Annotated in this window: 16 protein-coding genes; 6 read left to right on the forward strand and 10 right to left on the reverse strand. The window is 48.1% G+C overall.

Annotated features, from left to right (window positions below; translation table 11 throughout):
* The first annotated feature begins 3 nt into the window (after nucleotides 1–3).
* Entirely contained in the window at nucleotides 4–1,653 is a 1,650-nt protein-coding gene (locus tag BW972_RS09305) for a cation:proton antiporter (protein WP_083674123.1), read from the forward strand.
* 43 nt (nucleotides 1,654–1,696) lie between these two features.
* Here the strand turns inward: BW972_RS09305 and BW972_RS09310 are convergent, their stop codons facing one another.
* From BW972_RS09310 to ispG, 4 genes are all read right to left on the reverse strand, one after another.
* On the reverse strand, nucleotides 1,697–2,203 hold the full coding sequence (locus BW972_RS09310; RefSeq protein ID WP_076421892.1) for a MarR family winged helix-turn-helix transcriptional regulator: 507 nt from the start codon (nucleotides 2,201–2,203) through the stop codon (nucleotides 1,697–1,699).
* A gap of 268 nt (nucleotides 2,204–2,471) precedes the next feature.
* Nucleotides 2,472–2,816, reverse strand: coding sequence for an MmcQ/YjbR family DNA-binding protein (locus BW972_RS09315; RefSeq protein ID WP_007658565.1), 345 nt, complete (start codon nucleotides 2,814–2,816; stop codon nucleotides 2,472–2,474).
* A 10-nt stretch (nucleotides 2,817–2,826) separates the two neighbouring features.
* Nucleotides 2,827–2,991 (reverse strand): DUF6728 family protein, encoded by a 165-nt coding sequence (locus tag BW972_RS19955; RefSeq protein ID WP_007658564.1) that lies wholly within the window; start codon nucleotides 2,989–2,991, stop codon nucleotides 2,827–2,829.
* Between the two features lie 112 nt (nucleotides 2,992–3,103).
* Entirely contained in the window at nucleotides 3,104–5,077 is a 1,974-nt protein-coding gene (ispG, locus tag BW972_RS09320; RefSeq protein WP_076421893.1) for a (E)-4-hydroxy-3-methylbut-2-enyl-diphosphate synthase, read from the reverse strand.
* Nucleotides 5,078–5,344: 267 nt separating this feature from the next.
* Between ispG and BW972_RS09325 the strand changes: the two genes are divergently transcribed.
* Nucleotides 5,345–5,716, forward strand: a complete 372-nt coding sequence (locus BW972_RS09325; protein WP_076421894.1) for a hypothetical protein — start codon at nucleotides 5,345–5,347, stop codon at nucleotides 5,714–5,716.
* 51 nt (nucleotides 5,717–5,767) lie between these two features.
* Here the strand turns inward: BW972_RS09325 and BW972_RS09330 are convergent, their stop codons facing one another.
* Entirely contained in the window at nucleotides 5,768–7,960 is a 2,193-nt protein-coding gene (locus BW972_RS09330; RefSeq protein ID WP_076421895.1) for a glutamine synthetase III family protein, read from the reverse strand.
* 267 nt (nucleotides 7,961–8,227) lie between these two features.
* Here BW972_RS09330 and BW972_RS09335 point away from each other — a divergent pair, with 267 nt between their 5' ends.
* From BW972_RS09335 to BW972_RS09345, 3 genes are all read left to right on the forward strand, one after another.
* Nucleotides 8,228–10,066, forward strand: coding sequence for an LTA synthase family protein (locus BW972_RS09335; protein WP_076421896.1), 1,839 nt, complete (start codon nucleotides 8,228–8,230; stop codon nucleotides 10,064–10,066).
* A 137-nt stretch (nucleotides 10,067–10,203) separates the two neighbouring features.
* A complete protein-coding gene (gene mtaB / locus BW972_RS09340; protein WP_076421897.1) occupies nucleotides 10,204–11,523 on the forward strand; it encodes a tRNA (N(6)-L-threonylcarbamoyladenosine(37)-C(2))-methylthiotransferase MtaB in 1,320 nt (439 codons plus the stop codon).
* A 73-nt stretch (nucleotides 11,524–11,596) separates the two neighbouring features.
* Entirely contained in the window at nucleotides 11,597–12,235 is a 639-nt protein-coding gene (locus BW972_RS09345) for an OmpH/Skp family outer membrane protein (protein WP_234986337.1), read from the forward strand.
* A gap of 65 nt (nucleotides 12,236–12,300) precedes the next feature.
* Here BW972_RS09345 and BW972_RS09350 read toward each other — a convergent pair whose 3' ends face one another.
* Nucleotides 12,301–12,687 carry a DUF6678 family protein gene (locus tag BW972_RS09350; protein ID WP_076421899.1) on the reverse strand — a complete coding sequence of 129 codons (387 nt, stop codon included), beginning with the start codon at nucleotides 12,685–12,687 and terminating at the stop codon, nucleotides 12,301–12,303.
* 3 nt (nucleotides 12,688–12,690) lie between these two features.
* On the reverse strand, nucleotides 12,691–13,938 hold the full coding sequence (locus BW972_RS09355) for an ABC transporter permease (protein ID WP_007653601.1): 1,248 nt from the start codon (nucleotides 13,936–13,938) through the stop codon (nucleotides 12,691–12,693).
* 129 nt (nucleotides 13,939–14,067) lie between these two features.
* On the opposite strand from BW972_RS09355, the gene BW972_RS09360 reads away from it, so the two are divergent.
* Nucleotides 14,068–15,336, forward strand: coding sequence for an asparagine synthetase B (locus tag BW972_RS09360; RefSeq protein ID WP_076421900.1), 1,269 nt, complete (start codon nucleotides 14,068–14,070; stop codon nucleotides 15,334–15,336).
* A 96-nt stretch (nucleotides 15,337–15,432) separates the two neighbouring features.
* On the opposite strand, the gene BW972_RS09365 is transcribed toward BW972_RS09360, so the two are convergent.
* The 3 genes from BW972_RS09365 to BW972_RS09375 form a co-directional block, all read right to left on the reverse strand.
* The gene (locus tag BW972_RS09365; protein ID WP_076421901.1) at nucleotides 15,433–17,685 is read right to left on the reverse strand and encodes a T9SS type A sorting domain-containing protein; all 2,253 of its coding nucleotides are present in this window, start codon (nucleotides 17,683–17,685) and stop codon (nucleotides 15,433–15,435) included.
* A gap of 147 nt (nucleotides 17,686–17,832) precedes the next feature.
* Nucleotides 17,833–18,438 carry a MiaE family protein gene (gene miaE / locus BW972_RS09370; RefSeq protein ID WP_200805473.1) on the reverse strand — a complete coding sequence of 202 codons (606 nt, stop codon included), beginning with the start codon at nucleotides 18,436–18,438 and terminating at the stop codon, nucleotides 17,833–17,835.
* Between the two features lie 14 nt (nucleotides 18,439–18,452).
* Complete coding sequence (locus BW972_RS09375) at nucleotides 18,453–20,327, reverse strand: putative porin (RefSeq protein WP_083674124.1); 1,875 nt, start codon at nucleotides 20,325–20,327, stop codon at nucleotides 18,453–18,455.
* Nucleotides 20,328–20,389 lie beyond the last annotated feature (62 nt).

The raw sequence follows: 20,389 nt of genomic DNA on the forward strand, positions 1-20,389 counted from the left end.
CCTATGCAGGACGTATTGAGCAATCCGTTTTTTGAGCTGTCAGTCATACTGGCCATTGCCGCTTTGCTGGGTGCCATCGGACTCATGCTCAGGCAACCACTCATTGTTATGTTTATTGCATTGGGTATACTGGTTGGCCCCTCCTTTCTTAACCTGGTGTCGTCATCGGACATGGTGCACCTGCTGGCAGAACTGGGCATTGCTTTACTCCTGTTTGTAGTTGGTCTCAAGCTGGATCTCTCCCTCATCCGCTTAACAGGCATGATCGCCCTGATGACGGGACTGGGGCAAGTCATTTTCACATCCGTATTTGGTTATCTGATAGGTATAGCACTAGGCTATGATTCCATCACGGCACTCTACATTGCAATTGCGCTGACCTTTTCCAGCACCATCATTATTGTGAAGTTGCTTTCAGACAAGAAAGAAATCGACTCCCTGCACGGGCAGATCGCGATCGGCTTCCTGATTGTACAGGATATTGTGGTAGTGCTGCTAATGATCATGCTCTCAGCCATGAATGCGAAGACAGGAGCCCATCCTGTACTCGGTATTATGCAGGTGGTAGTAACGGGCAGTGCTATTGTTGCGGTCATAGGTTTGCTGATGCGCTTCGTCATTCCCTCACTGGTTCATTATCTGGCAAGGTCCCAGGAATTGCTGGTGCTTTTCTCCATAGCTTGGGCAGTAATCGTAGCGTCCGCCTGCGACTACCTCAACTTTAGCCGGGAGGTTGGTGCGTTTCTGGCCGGTGTCTCCCTTGCCTCTACACCATACCGCGAAATGATCAGTGGCCGCCTTGTCAGCCTGCGGGATTTTCTGCTCTTGTTCTTTTTTATCAATCTGGGAGCGCAATTAAACCTTGGTTTACTGGGCGAACAGATAGGGCCTTCCATTCTCTTCTCAGTTTTTGTGTTGGTTGGTAATCCGCTGATTGTTGTAGCTATCATGGGGATAATGGGCTACCGAAAGCGCACCAGTTTCCTGGCTGGTCTGACAGTCGCCCAGATCAGTGAGTTCTCTCTTATTTTTGCTGCACTCGGTCTGACCATGGGCCACATCCAGGAAAGCACCGTCGGTCTGATTACATTGGTCGGTCTGATCACGATCGGGCTCTCTACCTACATGATCATCTATTCGCACAGACTCTATGATGTGCTGGCGCCAGTTTTAAGCATATTTGAACGCAAAAGACCCTACCGTGAAAGTGAAGCAGAGCAAAGCATGCCACAGCAGGTCGATGTTATTTTGTTTGGGTTGGGGCGCTATGGGGGTAACATAGCCCTAACGCTCTTAAAGGACAACATTCACCTGCTATGCATTGATTTTGATCCGCAGCAGGTGCGTTACTGGCAAAAACAGGGGTTGACAGCACTTTACGGCGATGTGGAAGATCCGGAACTACCTGACAGGCTTCCCCTGGACACGGCAAAATATGTGATCAGCAGCCTATCAGATGTTAATGCCAATATAGCGCTCGTCAAACAGTTACGCTCTGGCGGCTATAAAGGCGTTATAGCTCTCACAGCACATCGCCAGCCAGAAGCTGAACGACTTCATGCTTCGGAAGCTGACATTATACTGTCCCCATTTGTCGACGCAGCAGAAACGATTCCTGCACGCCTGCATATGGCTGAAAAAATAAAAGGATAGCCATCAGGCTATCCTTGTTGTCATGCTGCTCATGTCGATTCGATTACACAGCCTCGTTGAGCGTGAGTGCGCCTGTAAGGCGTTCCTCCGCAGTGCTGATTGAATCACGAACTTTTTCGAGCAAACCAGCAAGCGTCGTGGCTTCCTCTTCTGTCAGGCCCTGTACCAGGTTGTCAAGCTTGTATAGTTCGTGGCTGATCTGATCCAACAGGTTGAAGCCTTTGTCAGAGATAACAATGTTAACTAGTCGTTTGTCTGCGACATTGCGCTCCACATCCACCAGACCTTTGGTTTTGAGTCTGCCGACGAGTCGGGATGTATCCGACATCTTGTCAAGCATGTGGTTGCGCAAAACAGAGGTTGAAACAGGTTTAGGATAGTGTTCACGTAATATCCGCAGGATATTGTACTGCTGCCCCGTCACTTCGAATTTTTTAAAAAACTCTTCGTAGCTGTTCAGCATTAAACTGTTTGTTAGGAAAATGTTCAGGCTGGCTTTCTGCCATTCGTTTCTGTAAGCGAATATGCCTACACTGCGTTGAGATTGCATAGTGAGATAGGGTGAATAGTTGCGAAATTGTTCTTAATATACATATAATCTTTTATATGTGTTGCAATGTTCGCAGCAACTACTTTACTTCAAAATGTACACTTAAAATGTTTTGAGTGCGGTTTATGTCCAAACACTCAAAAACAGGCAGTGAAGTATATCTTATGTTACAATCCAATGCAGGTTTGTGCAGGATTGCTGAATTGACAGGCAAATACTGGGTTAAAAAAAATATTAAAGGCTAACGATTTTTTTTGGAATTTATTGCTCAGGAAGGCTTTTTCCCCCTCGGCAATTTCGATACGACCAAATTGTAAGACGTATCGATCAAAGATTGAAGTAGATCGGATGTTAAGCCTGCTTCCGGTAGCACAGTATTCCAGTGCTTTTTATTCATGTGGTATCCTGGTAAAACCTGCTCATACTGTTCACGCAGGATGATGGCCTTCTCAGGATCACATTTCATGGTTATGCCCTTCGCATAATCGGACAGACTACACAGCGCAAACATTTTGCCGCTTACCTTAAATACAAGCGTGTCTTCATCGAAAGGCATCTCCTCGGTAGCACCGGGCTTGGCCAGGCAGTAATCTCTGAAATCCTCGATGTTCAAAGCAGTAAGTTTACCAGTGCTTGATCACAAAATAAACCATAGCAGCCAAAAACATCAGAATTGAGATTTTGTTAATGGTGTGCATGGCCCGTAAATTAAAATTCGTCTTACGTTTCGGGTCTTTTTTACGGAAGAAGTAAGTGGCCACTTCCGTAAAATCAAATAATCCTTTCATTGTGCGGCTTCTGTATTTTATAAAATGGATGTGGCTACAGGTATAGCCACACCCGGCTAAGTATAACAACTACTGCAGCTGAATGATTGCGAGAAGAATTCAGTTTCTTTCTCTACTCCTCCAGCACGAGCGGTTCTATCCACTTCTCATCCTCGCGGATTAGCTCGATCAGTTCGTCCACTGCTCTGTCAGCGGGTACCGACTTCTTGACTACCGTCTGGCCTCGATACAGGGCGATCTTATCTTTACCCACGCCTACATAACCATAGTCAGCATCAGCCATTTCGCCGGGACCGTTCACGATACAGCCCATAATGCCAATCTTCACCCCCTTCAGGTGATCGGTGCGCTTGCGGATCATGGCGGTGGTCTCCTGCAGGTCGAACAGAGTGCGGCCACAGCTTGGGCAGCTGATATACTCGGTTTTGCTCATGCGGGTACGTGCGGCCTGTAGTATGCCAAAGCTCAGGTTGTTCAGCTTCTCGATGGTCTGCAGCAACTCAACCTTTTCCTGCTCAGGCAACAATTCAGTGCCCAGCATAATACCGTCCCCGAGACCGTCGATCAACAATCCGCCTACATCAGTCGAGGCATACAGTTGTACCTGATCCGGCGTAAGTTCACCATAAGAGCGCCTGACAATGGCAGGTGTGTTGATTCCGTTGTTCATGAGGCGGAAAAAGCACTTACGCAGTTCCGGCATAGCATGCTCGTTGGTGGTATGCAGCATCAACACAACAGTACTGTCTGTTTTTAGCCGATCTAGTAACTCAGTGGTTAACTCACTAATGGTAGCTTCCACAAAGTTCAGCTTCGGATGCATCTGCCCTGCCTCCAGGTATTGCTGCACAGTTAGCAAAGGATGTCGGTGCTCCTGCTCCTCTGCTAATTGCCAGGGCACATAATTAATGATTTCCTTCAAACCATTGGGCAGCATGAAGTTGATCGGGTGGTCACCTGTGTAGATGTAGTCCGCGCCCAGGTCATTCATGTTAAACTTGTCAAGCAGCATAGAATACAGGTGGCCTACGCTTTTCAGGTCTGCATACTGTATTTCGCGCAGTCGGCTCAAGTCCGCTACCACCCGTGGCACATTCTGTCCTCCTACATTCTCTACCTCTACAGTTTCGCGGCGGTGGTACTGGAACGGATCGATCGGGATGTTGCAAAGCGGCTTGATGGGCTGTGCTTTTTCTGCTCGGTGGGTATAGCGGTCAATAAGTGCTTTGGCCACTGGAGCCTCAGCTTCCGGCGCTTCTGTCAGGGATACACGCACCGTATCGCCCAGACCGTCTTCCAGCAGCGTGCCTATACCTACGGCCGATTTAATACGCCCATCCTCCGCCTCTCCGGCTTCTGTTACACCCAGGTGCAGCGGGTAAGGCTTCAGCCCCTCCTCTTCCAGTTTCTGCACCAGCAATCGATAGGCCTGCATCATCACCTGCGTGTTCGATGCCTTCATGGAGATAACGATGTTGTAGTACTGCTCGTCTTCACAGATGCGCAAGAACTCCAGCGCACTCTCCACCATACCCAGCGGGGTATCGCCGTAGCGGCTCAGGATACGGTCAGACAGGGAGCCGTGGTTCGTACCGATGCGCATGGCCGTGCCATGCTCTTTGCAGATGCGTACCAGCGGCACAAAGCGGTCGCGGATGCGGTCCAACTCAGCCTGATAGGTTTCATCGTTGTATTCAATGACCTCAAATTTCTTCTTATCAGCATAGTTACCCGGGTTGATTCGCACCTTCTCGACAATACGGGCGGCCACTTCAGCGGCATTGGGTGTGAAGTGAATATCGGCTACCAAAGGGGTATTATATCCGCGGCGGCGAAGTTCGTCTTTGATATTGCGCAGGTTTTCGGCTTCTTTGATACTTGGTGCCGTGATGCGGATGTATTCGCAGCCTGCTTCGATCATGCGGATGCACTGCTCCACAGAACCCAAGGTATCCATAGTGTCCACGGTAGTCATGGATTGCACCCGGATCGGGTGGTGGGCACCCATCGGCACATCACCAATATGCACCTCAATGGTTTCTCTGCGTTTATACTCCGTCAGGCTGGGGCAATAGATCTTGTTCATATATAAGTGGGCCTTCGCTAAAGCTACGTTCTCTTAACTTAATTCAAGCCTGCTTTGTTCAACAGGCATAAGACGTAAATTTAGCAGCAATATTTTAAAGAGAGCTAAGAGCGACAAGATTTGTAGCGCTATTTGAATGTGATGTGAAGCTTCAGACCTTTCTCAGGTATGGAACAAATAGAAATTATCTGTATCTTGAATATAATACGATTGGATAAACGTTAAAGATATTGCCAGTACATGATATATTAGACCAGTTCGACAGACATGATACACATGAGTGCCTATATACCTAAAAATGCGGACGAGAAGCTCCGCTCCCTCCTGCATTGGGGCAAGTTGCGGCAGGAACAGTTAAGCGAGGCCTTCCTGATCACCAAGGATACAGTGCTGGGCTTCCTGAAACGCCAGATAGAGCACGGTAACTGGAGCGGCGTGCTGGAGGTGCTCAAAGGTAAACCAATGACACAGGCTGGCAGATATATGCTAGGCGAACTCCGCAGCAAAGTGGTCCGGAAACTGATTATGCGCATGGGACTGCGGCCTGTGATTGCCACAGCGCTGGTGATTGTGCTTTTACCGATTATCCTGGCCAAAGTAACGGGGGAAGTCATCGGCTGGATCAGAAACAGACGCTAACTAAAAAGAGCACCTCAATTAGGTGCTCTTTTTAGTTACTAAGTATACAGATTAGCGTCTGAACATCAGCTCGCGGTACTTCACCAGTGGCCAATCTTCATCATCCACCATCAGTTCCAGCTTGTCTACGCTGGTACGGATCGCTTCAAAATAAGGCATTACTTTCTCGTTATAGAAAATCGCCTTCTCCCGCACATCCTCCATCTTGTTGGCAACCTTCCGCTGCTGGATCATGTCCACCGCATTGGTCTGGATCGTCTTAATATGACGCGAAATACGCTTGATGGAGTCCAGCGTGGACTCGGTATACTCATCTTCCAGGCCCAGGTCTTTCAAACCACGGATATTCTGGATCAGCTTGTTCTGGTAAGCAACTGCCGTCGGTATCACGTGGTTAAAGGCAAGGTCACCCATCACACGCGACTCGATCTGAATCTTCTTGATGTAATCTTCCAGCAGGATCTCATGACGAGCGGCAATTTCAACTCTGCTAAAGATGCCATGACGGGTAAACAGGTCTTGCACCTCCTCGCGGTGGTATACATCCAGTGCACGTGGCGTAGATTTGATATTAGAAAGTCCGCGCTTGGCTGCCTCTTCCTCCCACTCTCTAGAGTAACCGTTGCCTTCGAAACGAATAGCCTTGGAAGCAGCCACATACTCACGAAGTACTTGGATAATGGCCAGTTCCTTCTTCATGCCTTTGTTATCGATCAGGTCATCCACTGCCACACGGAAGTCGATCAGCTGATCGGCTACGATGGTGTTGAGCACCGTCATTGAAGAAGAACTGTTTGCAGAAGAGCCCACAGCACGGAACTCGAACTTATTACCCGTGAAGGCAAATGGAGAGGTACGGTTGCGGTCGGTGTTATCGCGAAGAATCTCCGGGATCTTGTCTATACCTAGCTTCAGGTACATGTTGTCGCCTTTCTCCATCGGCACTTTGGCAGTGCGCTCCAGCTCTTCCAGTACCGCCGTCAGTTGCTGGCCCACAAATACCGACATGATAGCAGGAGGCGCTTCGTTAGCACCCAGTCGGTGGTCGTTGCTGGCAGAAGCGATGCTGGCACGCAGCAGGTCGGCGTGCTTGTGCACAGCCATGACTGTGTTAATAAAGAAAGTCAGGAACTGCAGGTTTTCCTTTGGTTTCTTTCCAGGTGAGAGCAGGTTCACACCTGTGTTGGTGCTCATAGCCCAGTTGTTGTGCTTGCCGCTGCCGTTAACACCTTTATAAGGCTTCTCGTGAAGCAATACTTTAAAGCCATGGCGCTCAGCCACACGGTCCATGATGTCCATCAGGAGCTGGTTGTGGTCTACGGCCAGGTTGGCGTCTTCAAAGGTTGGAGCACACTCAAACTGGTTTGGAGCAACCTCGTTGTGGCGGGTGCGCAAAGGTATACCCAGCTTCAGGGCCGACTTTTCGAAATCTACCATGAAAGAGTGCACGCGGCTAGGGATAGAACCAAAATAGTGGTCTTCCAGCTGCTGGCCTTTGGCAGGCGCATGCCCGAAAAGGGTACGACCAGTCATTACCAGGTCGGGACGGGCCTCATACAGGGCGCGATCCACGAGGAAGTACTCCTGCTCTATACCTAAGGTAGTGTTCACCTTCACCACATCCTTGTCGAAATACTGGCAAACCGGAACAGCCGCCTGGTTGAGCAGGTGTAGGGATTTCAGTAAAGGTGTCTTGTAATCAAGCGCCTCACCGGTATAGGAAACGAAAATAGTAGGTATACAAAGCGTGCGGGTACCGGCATTCTCGATCAGGAAGGCAGGCGAAGACGGATCCCAGGCGCTGTAGCCCCGTGCCTCAAAGGTATTGCGAATACCGCCGCTCGGGAAAGAAGAAGCATCCGGCTCCTGCTGCACCAGGGCGCTGCCTTTAAAGCTTTCAATCGGGTCGCCCTCTCCGGTCAGGTCAAAGAAAGAGTCATGCTTCTCGGCTGTAGCACCTGTCAGCGGCTGGAACCAGTGGGTGTAGTGCGTAGCGCCTTTGCTCATGGCCCAGGTCTTCATGGCGGCAGCCACGGCGTCAGCCAGGTTTCGGTCTACTTTCTCGCCAGCGTCAATCGTAGCGCAAAGTCTTTTGAAGTTCTCAGTAGACATGGTGGCACGCAGGGCCGAAAAGCCAAACACGTTTTCGCCGAAGTATTCTGAAATTTTACTGGATGGCAGCACTACCTCTGCCGGTTTGCGCTGACTTACCAGTTCGAGCGCCTTAAATCGAAGAATTGCCATGGGTTAAAGAGGTTAGGGTATAAATTTAAACCAAAGGTATAGAGTAAATAGATAGCTTGTATCAGATAGGGTATTATTTTTTAGGGGGCAACTCTGATATTTAGTATAAAATTTAATAACACCCCCTGTTTTTGACAGGGTATATTCAATGCATTACTATAATTATGACTTCACTATATAATAAGTAGCGGTATAATCTCAGCAAGCTGAATTTTAATAGAACACCTGACGTTTAAGAGAGGATACATAAGTTGTATATTTGCAGCCGTGATACGAAGCCTTTTATATCAGCCACTCTACTTTCTGTTCTGGGTGCTGTACTTTGTTGCAGCCAGAGCCACCTTTCTGCTTTACCATGATAACCGCACGCAGGAATTATCGCAGGCAGATCTTTTGACCATCTTTACAAAAGGCCTTCGCCTGGATCTTTCTTTCAGCTCCTATGTAAGCGCTATCCCCTTTCTGGCTATTCTGTGTACTGCCCTTTTCCCGGGACTGCGGGTGCGAAAGTTTATCCGCTACTATACTTATACCATACTCGTGCTGCTGTCGGTGTTGATGGCGGTGGACCTGGAACTCTATACCTACTGGGGTTTCCGGCTCGACTCCACGCCGATGCTGTACCTGAACACACCAGGCGAAATGGCAGCCTCTGCAGCAGCAGCTCCAATTCTGCTGTTGAGCATCATTGCGCTGGCCACCAGCCTGTTTTTTGCATTGCTCTTTCGCTATACATTTGATTATAAAAATTACCACCTCAACTTTTCAAAGCTGAAGTATGCAGGTGTTGCGCTGTTGTTCACCGCTGTCCTGGTCCTGCCGATGCGGGGTGGCTGGCAGCAAATCCCGATCAACCAGAGTGTCGTGTATTTCTCGGAGAACCCATATGCTAATCACGCCGGTCTCAATATGCCTTGGAACCTGATGGACACCATGCTGAAGTATAACGAAGAGACGCGCAACCCTTACAAGTACATGGACTATGAAGCGGCCGCTGCCAAAGTAGCTGAACTCTATGCCTCCACTGCAGACTCTTCTGAGAAAATTCTTCGCGTAGAGCGACCCAATGTGCTTTTCATCATTCTTGAAAGCTATACCGCCAAGTATGTGGAGCATTTGGGTGGGAGACCTGGCGTTACCCCCAATCTGGATAAACTGGCCAAAGAGGGAATCACTTTTACGAAGCTTTATTCAAGTGGCGACCGCAGCGAAAAAGGCATGGTGGCACTTCTGAGCGGCTATCCTGTGCAGACGACTACTTCGATCATCAAAAACCCTAAGAAAACAGAGCAACTGCCGCACCTGAGTCAGACATTCAAAAAGGCTGGTTATGGCACTTCATTTTATTATGGAGGAGAACTGGAGTTTGCCAACATACGCTCATACCTGCAAAACGGCAAGTATGACCGACTGATTGACAAGCATGATTTCCCGGCTGAGAGCTATAATTCCAAGTGGGGCGCGCATGACCATGTGTTGTTTGAGCGTGTGCTTCAGGACCTTAATCAGGAAAAGGCGCCTTTCTTTAGCACAGTCTATACCCTGAGCAGCCACGAGCCTTTCGAAATTCCTATACCTGCTAAATTTAAAGGAAACAAAATCAGTGACAAATTCAAAAACTCAGTTTACTATACCGATTGGGCATTGGGGCAATTCATGAAGCAGGCCCGGAAGCAACCCTGGTGGGATTCGACCCTGGTTGTACTGGTAGCCGACCATGGACATCCACTGCCTTATGATGATCCGAACTATAGAAGCACCAAGTTTCGCATACCTTTCATTCTGACAGGAGGCGCTTTGGCGGACAAAGGACGAACCGTTTCCACCATTGGCAGCCAGACTGACATTGCCACTACCCTGCTCTACCAGTTGGACCTGCCACACCAGGACTTCAAGTGGGGACGCAACCTGCTGGCGCCAAGTGATTATCCCTTTGCATTCTATGTTTTCAGGGACGGCTTTACTTTTATTACCCCCGGCAAAGTGCTGTCCTACGATAATGTGGCCAAAAAGCCTATCATCAAGGGCAAGGGTGTAACGCCCGAACAGATCGAACTGGGGAAAGCCTATATGCAATACTCCTTTGAAGACTTCGTCAGAAAATAGAAAGAGCGATGGGTATAGGCAAAGGCGTTGCGTGTAAAAAATTAGGCTGGCCAGTTAAAATGCTGATTAACAGCACTGGTTACATAGGCCTCTACTAACTTATTCAAAATTTAAATTCGTATCTTTGCACCCTGATTATGAAAAAGGTAGCATTTTATACACTGGGCTGTAAGCTGAACTACTCTGAAACCAGCACGATCGGAAGAATTTTCCAGGAGCGCGGTTTTGAGAAGGTGGAGTTTACCGATACGCCTGACATATACGTGATCAATACCTGCTCTGTCACCGACAACGCAGACAAGAAGTGTCGTAAAATCGTAAAGGAGGCGCAGAAGTACTCTCCAAACGCTTTTATAACAATTGTAGGTTGCTATGCGCAGCTTAAGCCAAAAGAGATCAGCGAAATTCCGGGTGTTGACGCCGTGTTGGGAGCAGCTGAGAAGTTTCAGCTGGTGGACATCCTGGAGACTTTCGAGAAAAAAGAACAGCCGCAGGTATACGCCAGCGCCATCAGCGAAGCCAACACCTTCCATAACTCCTACTCTTTCGGCGACCGTACGCGCACCTTCCTTAAAGTGCAGGACGGCTGCGACTACTCCTGTACCTTCTGCACCATTCCGCTGGCCCGTGGCAACAGCCGCTCCGATAGCATCGCCAATGTAGTACGCTCTGCCAATGAAATAGCTGAGTCGGGTGTGAAAGAGATCGTGCTCACAGGTGTAAACACAGGCGACTTCGGGTTGCAGGATGGGGAACGTGTGGAGACCTTTTACGGACTAGTACAGGAACTTGACAAAGTAGAAGGTATAGATCGCTTCCGCATCTCTTCTATCGAGCCTAATCTGCTAAAAGACGAGATTATAGAATTTGTGAGCCAAAGCAATCGCTTTATGCCGCACTTCCATGTGCCGCTACAGTCAGGCTCCAATAAGATACTGAAGCTGATGCGACGCCGCTACCTGCGTGAGCTGTATGCTGACCGTGTTGCCACCATTAAATCTCTTATGCCGCATTGCTGTATTGGGGTGGATGTGATCGTAGGCTTCCCGGGCGAAACAGAAGAGGACTTCCTGGAGACTTACAACTTCATCAATGGACTTGATGTGAGCTACCTGCACGTATTCCCTTACTCCGAGCGTGAAAACACAATGGCTCCTGATATGCCGGGCAAGGTAAGCATCAAGGATCGTAACCGCAGAGCAGACATGCTGCGCATCCTTTCGGAGAAGAAAAAACGTTTCTTCTATGAGCAGAATATATGCCGGGAGTTTACGGTGCTGTTCGAAGACGATGTGAAAGACGGTGTGATGGAAGGCTGGACTGAGAATTATGTGCGTGTAGCAGCCAAATACGACCCTGTACTGGTGAACGAAACAAAACATGTACGACTGACCGGCATCAACGAACAGGGCTTAATGGAGGCCGAAGAAACTTATATAGAGGTATTGAAACATTAAAAATTCTGAATTTTTAAAAATTAGCCCTATATTTTCAGTCTGAAACAATCAATAACAGCTTAATTATCTAATTGTGAACCTATCTAGAATCGTTTTGGGAGTTGCTTTGGGCGCCCTATTAACTGCTTGTAACACAGATCAAAAGCCACAGGCGACCGTTACTTCTACTACATCAGCTAACAGCTCCGACACCCTGGCTACCGCTGCCGTAGCTGATATTGTGTACATCAACTCAGACTCTCTGCTGAGCAATTATGAGTATTTCAAAGACGCTCGTACACGCTTCCAGTCCAAAACGCAGAAAGCTGAGAAAGATCTTCAGGCCAAAGCGGCTGCTTTCGAGAAAGATGTGCAAAACTACCAGCGCACTGGCGGCAATATGACAGTGGAGCAGCGTGCTTCTACAGAACAGAAACTCTCACAGCGTCAGCAGCAGTTGCAGCAGCAAAGCCAGACTACTGGCAACCAGTTGGCTACTGAAGAAGCTGAAGAGATGAAAAAGATCTATGATCGCGTAGAAGCATACCTGCAGAAGCTAAGCCAGGAAAGAGGCTATAAAATGGTATTGACTTACTCCAGAGGCCAAAGTGCTATCTTGTACGGCGACAACTCATTGGACATAACACAAGAGGTATTGGCTGGTCTGAACAGCGAATATGATCAGGAGAAAACAGCGGCCTCTACAAAAGAGCCAGCTGCCAAAAAGAAATAACCAGACACCGAGTATAACAAACAAAGAAGGCGGGCTATTAAGCCCGCCTTCTTTATTTTAATCTCTTATTGTAGCTGCTGGTAACCCATTATCCTGAATATCTCCCCCTCTACTTCATGCGGTATGCCATATTTATCTAACACCTCCTGAAACAGATCTGTATAGTCTGCCTGCAGCGTTGGCGCTAAGAGCCCGGTACTGGTTTCTTTCATCGCCTTTATTTCCAGCCACTCAATGTTTGCCAGGCCCGTGTGTTCCAGTTGCTCCCACCATATTGGAGCATAATGTTTCGGCGCAACATCCTCATGGAGATATTTGATGCGCACATGCGGTTCAATCTGAGGAAGACTGAGCATGGCCGCAATCAACTCCTTCCATTTCGTGTTATTCATGATCGGGACTAAGCGCTTCTCGTCTAAGATACGGCTCAGACCATCATATAGCTTTATCATACACTATTCGTAGCGTAATGATTCGATTGGGTCGAGTCTGGAGGCACGGTGAGCGGGATAATAGCCCGAAAGCACACCAACAAGCACACAGATAGTTAAACCAACAAATACCCAGATCCAGGGAACAATGAAGCCGCCATCACCGATCAGGGATGCAATGCCGTTGCCCATGAGTATACCCAGGAAAATACCGACCAACCCTCCCAGGATACATATCACGATGGCCTCGATCAGGAATTGCTGCTGAATTTGCATAGCAGTGGCACCCAAAGCTTTCCGAACGCCAATTTCACGCGTACGCTCATTGACTGACACCATCATGATGTTCATTAGCCCGACAGAGGCACCCAGCAGGGTAATAAATCCAATGATGAATCCACCCACTTTAAGATAACCCGTAATTTCGTTCAGGCTCTGAATAAGCGAGTCACTTCTTCTGATTTCGAAGGATTCCTCCTGTCCCAGTTTGTCCTGGCGCACATTGCGCATCACGCCCGTAGCCTCGCCCATGACATAGGTAAGTTCCTCAGGCTTAGATATGGAGGTTTTAATGTTGTAAGTTAGAGTGCCATTGCCTTGCTGCGGGATCTGACGCCCCGTTTCGAGTGGGATAAGAATCATGCGATCACCTCCGCTGCCGCCCATGCTGCTTCCACGCTTCTCCAATTCCCCTACTACTTTAAAACGGCGCCCTAAAAATGAGATATATTGGTTAATCGGATCTGTCTTTGGGAAAAGCTTATCAGATATCTCTTTACCAATGATGGCAACGTTGGAACCAAGCTCCAACTCATAGTTGGAAAAAGCCCGGCCCCGCTCCAGGTTTAGGTTTTGGCCAGACAGGTAAAATTCATCTCCGGCTATTACGTTTATATTCGGGTTTGTCTTATCTGTTACGCTTTTTACAACTGTAGCACCTGAAATATTGGCTGAAAGGCTCACTTGTGATTTCGCCTCCATCAGCTCCTTATACTTTACTGCCTGGTCGTAGGTGATATCCGGGTATACCTTGTCAGTCCTGCCTTGTCCATTGTTTCCCCTGCCGCTATTATACTTCTTTCGGATATCAAAAGAGTTGGCGCCAAGGCTCGAAAAAGTCTGGTTAAGGGAGTTCTTCATGCCATCAACGGCTGTGAGTATACCTACCAGTGACATAATGCCAATAGAGATGATCAGGCCGGTAAGGACGGTCCGTAGCAGGTTACTTTTGATGGCTCGAATACTTTCCCGTATATTTTCGAACAGGTCCATAGCTTAGATCTTATATGCGAAACGTTCCCCCCTGCGTTAAGTATAAGGAAGAACCTCTGGTTTCTAATTTACCTCCAATATCTGAAAAAAGAACCAATTTCAATACATTTGTTACCATATGTTAAGCTCATGAAGTCATTCCGCCATCTTGTACTGCTCATCACATACCTGGTTCTCCCCTTTCATGCTTTCAGCTCCACGGTACTTATACCGATGGATGATACCCAGAAAGACCACCTGAAGTCGTATGGAGCGGCTTATTGGGTGCTCTCCAAAAGCGTGTCGGTTGACTGGCTCCTTAATTACCGGGGCGGTAGCTTTGCCTTCCAGCATGCCCCGCAGCTTGAAAACGAGCTGGTCGTGCGCGGGATCAGCTACCAGGTAATCTCTGATGCACAATACAACACCATCCTCACCCAGATAAGCGACCCGGAGGCCAACATGGATGTCATGAAGCTGGAGAAGGTACCCAAGATAGCCGTATATACTCCCAAGTCTAAAATGCCCTGGGACGATGCAGTAACGCTGGTATTGACCTACGCCGAGATCCCCTACGATAAGATATATGACGAAGAGATTATGCGCGGTGACCTTCCTAAGTACGACTGGCTACATCTTCACCATGAAGACTTTACGGGCCAGTACGGCAAGTTTTACTCGAGCTACCGCCATTATCCCTGGTACCAGGAACAGCAGCGCGAAGCAGAGGCTTCTGCCAAATCGCTTGGCTTCACAAAGGTATCAGAACTGAAAGGAGCAGTAGTTCGCACCATCCGGGATTTCTGTGCCGGAGGCGGCTTTTTATTTGCCATGTGCTCGGCCACCGACACCTATGACATAGCCCTGGCGGCAGAAGGCGTGGACTTTATTGAGTCGATGTACGACGGCGACGGTGCTGATCCCAATGCGCAAAGTAAACTGGATTTCAGTAAAACCTTTGCATTCAAAGATTTCTCGCTGGTGCGCAACCCGCTTGAGTATGAGTACTCCAATATTGACATGCAGCCACAGGAGCGTGGTCTGACAGAGCCAAACGATTTCTTTCAACTCTTCACCTTTTCAGCCAAATGGGACCCTATACCTACCATGCTGACGCAAAACCACGCCAAAACCATCAAAGGGTTTATGGGTCAGACAACTGCCTTCCGCAAAAGTCTGGTCAAACCAGAAGTAGTGGTGATGGGTGAAAACAAGGAAGTAGGCGAAATACGCTATATGCACGGCACCTTCGCCCGTGGCACCTGGACCTTCTATGGCGGCCATGACCCGGAAGACTACCAGCACCTGGTAGGCGAAGACCCTACCGACCTGGCCCTGCATCCTAACTCACCCGGTTATAGGCTTATCCTGAACAATATCCTCTTCCCGGCAGCTAAAAAGAAAAAGCAGAAGACGTGATCTAGGCAACAACATAAGACCCTACAGCTACAGGTCTACGACAACCTGCAACTGTAGGGTCTCCAATTATAATAGCGTCTGATCTATAGTGTCAGTCTATGGATTTATAATAACTTTTCTGGTCCACACTTGATTTTCTGATACAATTCGGAGCACATAGTAACCATGAGGAAGCTTATTTAGTTGAATCGGTATCTTAGACATGTGGCGGTAATTGCTTTCCATTAACCTGGCCCCAGTGCCTACTTCCTGCAGCGTGACCTGTGCTGTAGTTAGTACTTCAGGCAGCTCTACCTGCAAAACGCCTCTGTTCCTGGCCGGGTTAGGATATACCAGGATGTCGTCTGATGAAAATGCCGCTGTAGCTTTAGAAGAAGACTTGTTTGAAGCAATTGCTCCACGGCATGGACCTCTGTATTTCCAATCACCCTTTGCATGACTATTTTGCGATGGGTTGCTTCCAGTTGAGGTGCGCTGGGCTTCGTAAGTGTTGCCATTTAATGAAGCAAGTGCTCCTGCCACATACATAAAATCAGGTCGCCAATCGGGAAGCTCACAGCTATTCCTGTTACCTCCCCCGTAACCATTTACAACCATGATACTGATAGGATCCGAAGCATATGTTTCCCCCTGCTGATTAACTGCTACAGCGTATACTTCATACGTTCCCTTTCCTATACCTTTCCAATGGAAAGTATAGGGAGCTTTGCTGGAAGTGCCCAATATCTTATTTCCCTGGTAGTAGACAACCCTTTGAATAGAGGTGTTGTCTGGAATATCGAGTGCTACAACAAGGTCCACAGAAGCGTCAGCTTTAAAATAAGTACCACTTGCCGGAGAAACTAAATCTACTGCTACAGCAGGAGTAACAACGGGTATGTACCCACTAATGGTATACTCCCCAAGTGATCCATATTTAGAATATGCGCCGTAGACGGAGGTCCCCCCCTCAATCGACAGAAAATACCTGCCAGATTGAAGTTCCTCTTCAATACTGACAGCAGGTTGCCCTACATCCTGCACTCGAATTACCTGACCGCTTTCGCTGCGCAGCACAAGCAGAGGGTTCAGGTTGGAATGTTCTGCAGTTGGCTGTACCTGCAGCGTAACCAAACCACCTGAGGTTTCAAATGAAAATACATCTATATCATCTGAATTGCTGATGTTCCCTTTGTTTGAAGCCGGTGCAACTGCCCCTGTTCCATCTATCACCACAGCAGAAGCCGCTTCATGATAGTCACCATGATCGTCAGTGCGATAACCGAAGCCATTGCGAGTGGCAATTATATGCAGGTCATCCTCCGTGTTATTGGCAAATGGGTAATCCCCCTTACTCCACTGAGCGAATGGAATAAAGGCTGCTCCCATAATAGGTGCCCAACTCCCGTTTCCATAATAGTATTCTTCTGCAGGCGAAGTTCTGCCATCGTGCAACAGGTGCAACATATGCCCAATCTCATGGGAAGCCGTGTTGCCACCATTTACGACACCTGTGTTCCAGACGAAACTGGGTGTCTCTCCCCATATATCACCGCCAAAATTAAAAGATCCAATGTAAGCACGCCCACCATCACCAGGTGAAAAATAATTAGTCGGCGTGAAAATGACTCTGCCCCGTCTGTTGACTGGCGCCCGATTAAAGACTTCCTCACTAGTCGTGATATTGACATCAAATGCGATGAAATCTGCACTGATGAGGGCCCACATGGCCTCTATCTCTGACTCACTGTAGTTCATAGGCAGTGCGTCTATAGGGTTACCGCCGTTGAATACTTGGTTCCAAAGTGTGCCGTCGACATAATGCCCATCATAGTCAAGCAGCACAACGGCTGTGGCCCCAGGCAGACTTTCGAGGTTTGGAACCTGTATTGCAGCAGCGCCTAAGGAGTTCTCATGACGGCCAGACTCAACACTCTGATGCCGCATGAAGTCAACACAAAGCACCTTATCAATGTCCTCTTCCTGCAGGTATACATCACCGTTCAGCTCTGTCGTAAAGCGATAATAGCGTTTCTGATCAGGCATTATTACATCGCCTGTTACCCGATTGCCCAACACTTTCAGGAAGAAGTTACTATTAGGAACATTGGAAACTTTCCCGTAAAAAATCTCGCCGTCCTTTTCAGTTTTACTCTTGCTGATTGACAACGAAATGGATTTGTTACCAGGGAGCTGATGGCGCACCTCATGAGAAGCGGATCGCTGAGATTGTTTTAAGTTGGCTTTACTCTTGTAGAGTTGAGAAACTTCAGCAGCCTTTCCAATCCGGCTTTTACCTTGTGCTAAAACTTGTCCACCGCTTATACATACTATAAGCAGAGCAAAAAAAATACAGTAAGCTTGTTTCATAATTATTCGATTTGAGAAGTGATACTTACATAGAGTATACTCCTACCAAAGGAATAAGTATTAACTAAACTATAATAAATTAAACAAAATAAGGCAAATAGATCTAATCAGGTGGCCAAACAATGAAAAATTCTGATCAATATTAATTTAATGCATCCTATCTGGTCGGGGTTCCAGATTTCGGATGATATTTGCTTCTATTTCGAGTAGTTCATTCAGGCGGGCATCCACTACGTCTGCTGGCATATACTCCTTGGCAAGCTTCACAAAACTTACATAGTGCCCCGCTTCTGAGACCATGAGCTCGTAGTAAAACTTCTGGAGCTCTTCGTCCTGTATATTTTTCCAGAGAAGTTTGAAACGTTCGCAGCTGCGAGCCTCAATCAGAGCATTCACCAGCAAGTGATCCATCAGTTGGCGCTCCCGCTGGCCGCCTTTCCTGATGTGTTTGGTCAATTCCACCACATACTCGTCAGGCCGGTTACGACCCAGCCCCCAACCACGCTTCTTCAGTTCTGCCAGCACGCGCTCAAAGTGGCTCCACTCCTCTGCCACCAGGTCCGTCATCTCTTCCACAAGGCGAGTCTTGTCAGGGTACTTCACAATGAGGGATATACCAGAGGTAGCTGCTTTCTGCTCGCAGTAAGCGTGGTCTACTAATATTTCTTCAATGTTTTTCTCAGCAATGTTCACCCAACGCGGGTCAGAAGGAAGCTGAAGGCGCAGTATCGTTTTGGTAAATTGGGAAGACATACGGGTAAGGTAGATTAATCGAAAAACATCCACTTAATGCCGAAAACAAAGCTGGTCCGCATGCCCGGGTAGTAAGGCGTACTGAAATAACCCGGCGCTGTCAGATCGGAAGCGATGTTTGCCATTTTAAGGAACACGTTCAGGTTCTTGATATCAGCTGTAATAAACACATCCGCTACGGGGTAAGGCTGTATGTTGAAGCTGTTCTGCAAATGGAACTGCTGTGTCACAGGCATGTATGCGTCTGCCCTGTAGGCGGTAGGAGAATACACCTGCACCCCAAACTGACCTATCAGTGCATTTCTGAACAGCGCACCTTCAAAGTAGAGCTTAGAGTCAAACAACCACTCCGGTATGCGAATGACAGGTGCTTCGCTCGTATTCGTATAAGCGACAAAGTTTTCAAAATGAATCTTGCCGAAACGGATGTGATGCTGGAGTTCAACTCCAAACACTTGTTGATTATCTGCATACTGCCTAGGTACAGCAACCGTATCGAAGTAAATGTGGCGCTTGATGTGGTTAAAGTGACCGGTTAGACGAACAAACTGACGCTCACCTAGTTTGCTGGCAAATGTAGCCTCCAGGCGATCAGTCACAGAATTGTTGAAGTTGTTGGTCCACTCAAAGTGGTTACTGATTATACGCTGCTCTATAAGTGAGGGTGAGCGTAGCACTCGGCTGACACGCCCCTGCAATGGACCCAGTTTAGCAGTAGCACCTACCTTGTAGTCGTTTGTCATCTGAAACTCACCGTCAAAAGACAGCAGTGCCTGACCGTACATCAGGCGCAATTCGCCCCCTACAAACAACTGGTTCAGACTTTCATTACTTTCATTGTAACGCTCCGAACTGTCCTGCTGTGCTATGCTAAGCACTCTGTAGTCGAGTTTGGAGTTACGGAACTTGGCGTAAGCCTTGTAGAAAGAGAGTTTGTTATTTCCGGTTACACCTGCCACATTTTCCATTTCGCGGTAAGCGGTACGGTCATCCGTTCGGGTGAGCGGTGTGAGAACTCTTGGGTAAAACACTGGCTCACCGTTGTTCTGACGCTGAATAGCATCATCCTGGAAAATATCGCGCTGACGCCCCCAGTCGAAGCTGTGGAATAGCTTCAGGTTCTCCCCGGCCAGCTTGTAAATGTGCATCAGGTGATAGTTGCTGCGGAACTCCCGTGTAGAGGCTTGGTTCAGGTAGGTGAGCGCCTGCTGAAACAGAAACCGGTTAGCCTCTCCGGGTATAATTCCGCCAAATTCAATCTGCTCGTGATTGAGGTGGGTGAAATTAGCAAACAGGTCATATTTTTCATTCTCGGACCGATAATGCGTAAAAGCCTTCACTGCCTGGCTACTCAGGTAGCCATCGCGACGCAGGTTAGATACACCTATCTGTCTGTTGCCGGAAATGATCTGATAAGCTACGCCTGCATTCCAGCCGGGCGTAATGTTGCGGGTATGCGTCGCTTCAAAAACCTGTTCTCCCCGCTGTCCCTGCACATAGAAAATGTGAGAGTACGGTGAACGAGTATTATAGTAATTGAAGCGATGCGGATCGTAAGCATAGCGGTCAAACACGTTTTTGCCGAGTCGTGCGCCAATCTTATTTGGGGCTCTGAAAAGAATAGCCTTGGATGCCGTGCCCACATTACCCAGGTGCTGATAATGCGCTGTATCATGGTACCAGAAGCGCTCATTGTGCATGTTGTTGATGCTGGTATCAATACGCTGCAACAGATACCGTCCTTCCAGCACATCGTTTTCAAACAACTGAAGTGTTGTTCTAGGGCTGTAGAGCACTTTTGTTGTGTCGTCAACGATCTGGGACTGTGCCTGCTGGGCACCAGCCAGACCCACCAGGAGCCATATTACTGCTAAGAGCTTACTTTTCACAAGCCAAAATTAGTGATTTTCGTGCAACCCATATACGTACTGCTATGAAGTATAAGGTGTTT

It is taken from the genome of Pontibacter lucknowensis, assembly GCF_900156415.1.
Taxonomy (GTDB): Bacteria; Bacteroidota; Bacteroidia; order Cytophagales; family Hymenobacteraceae; genus Pontibacter; species Pontibacter lucknowensis.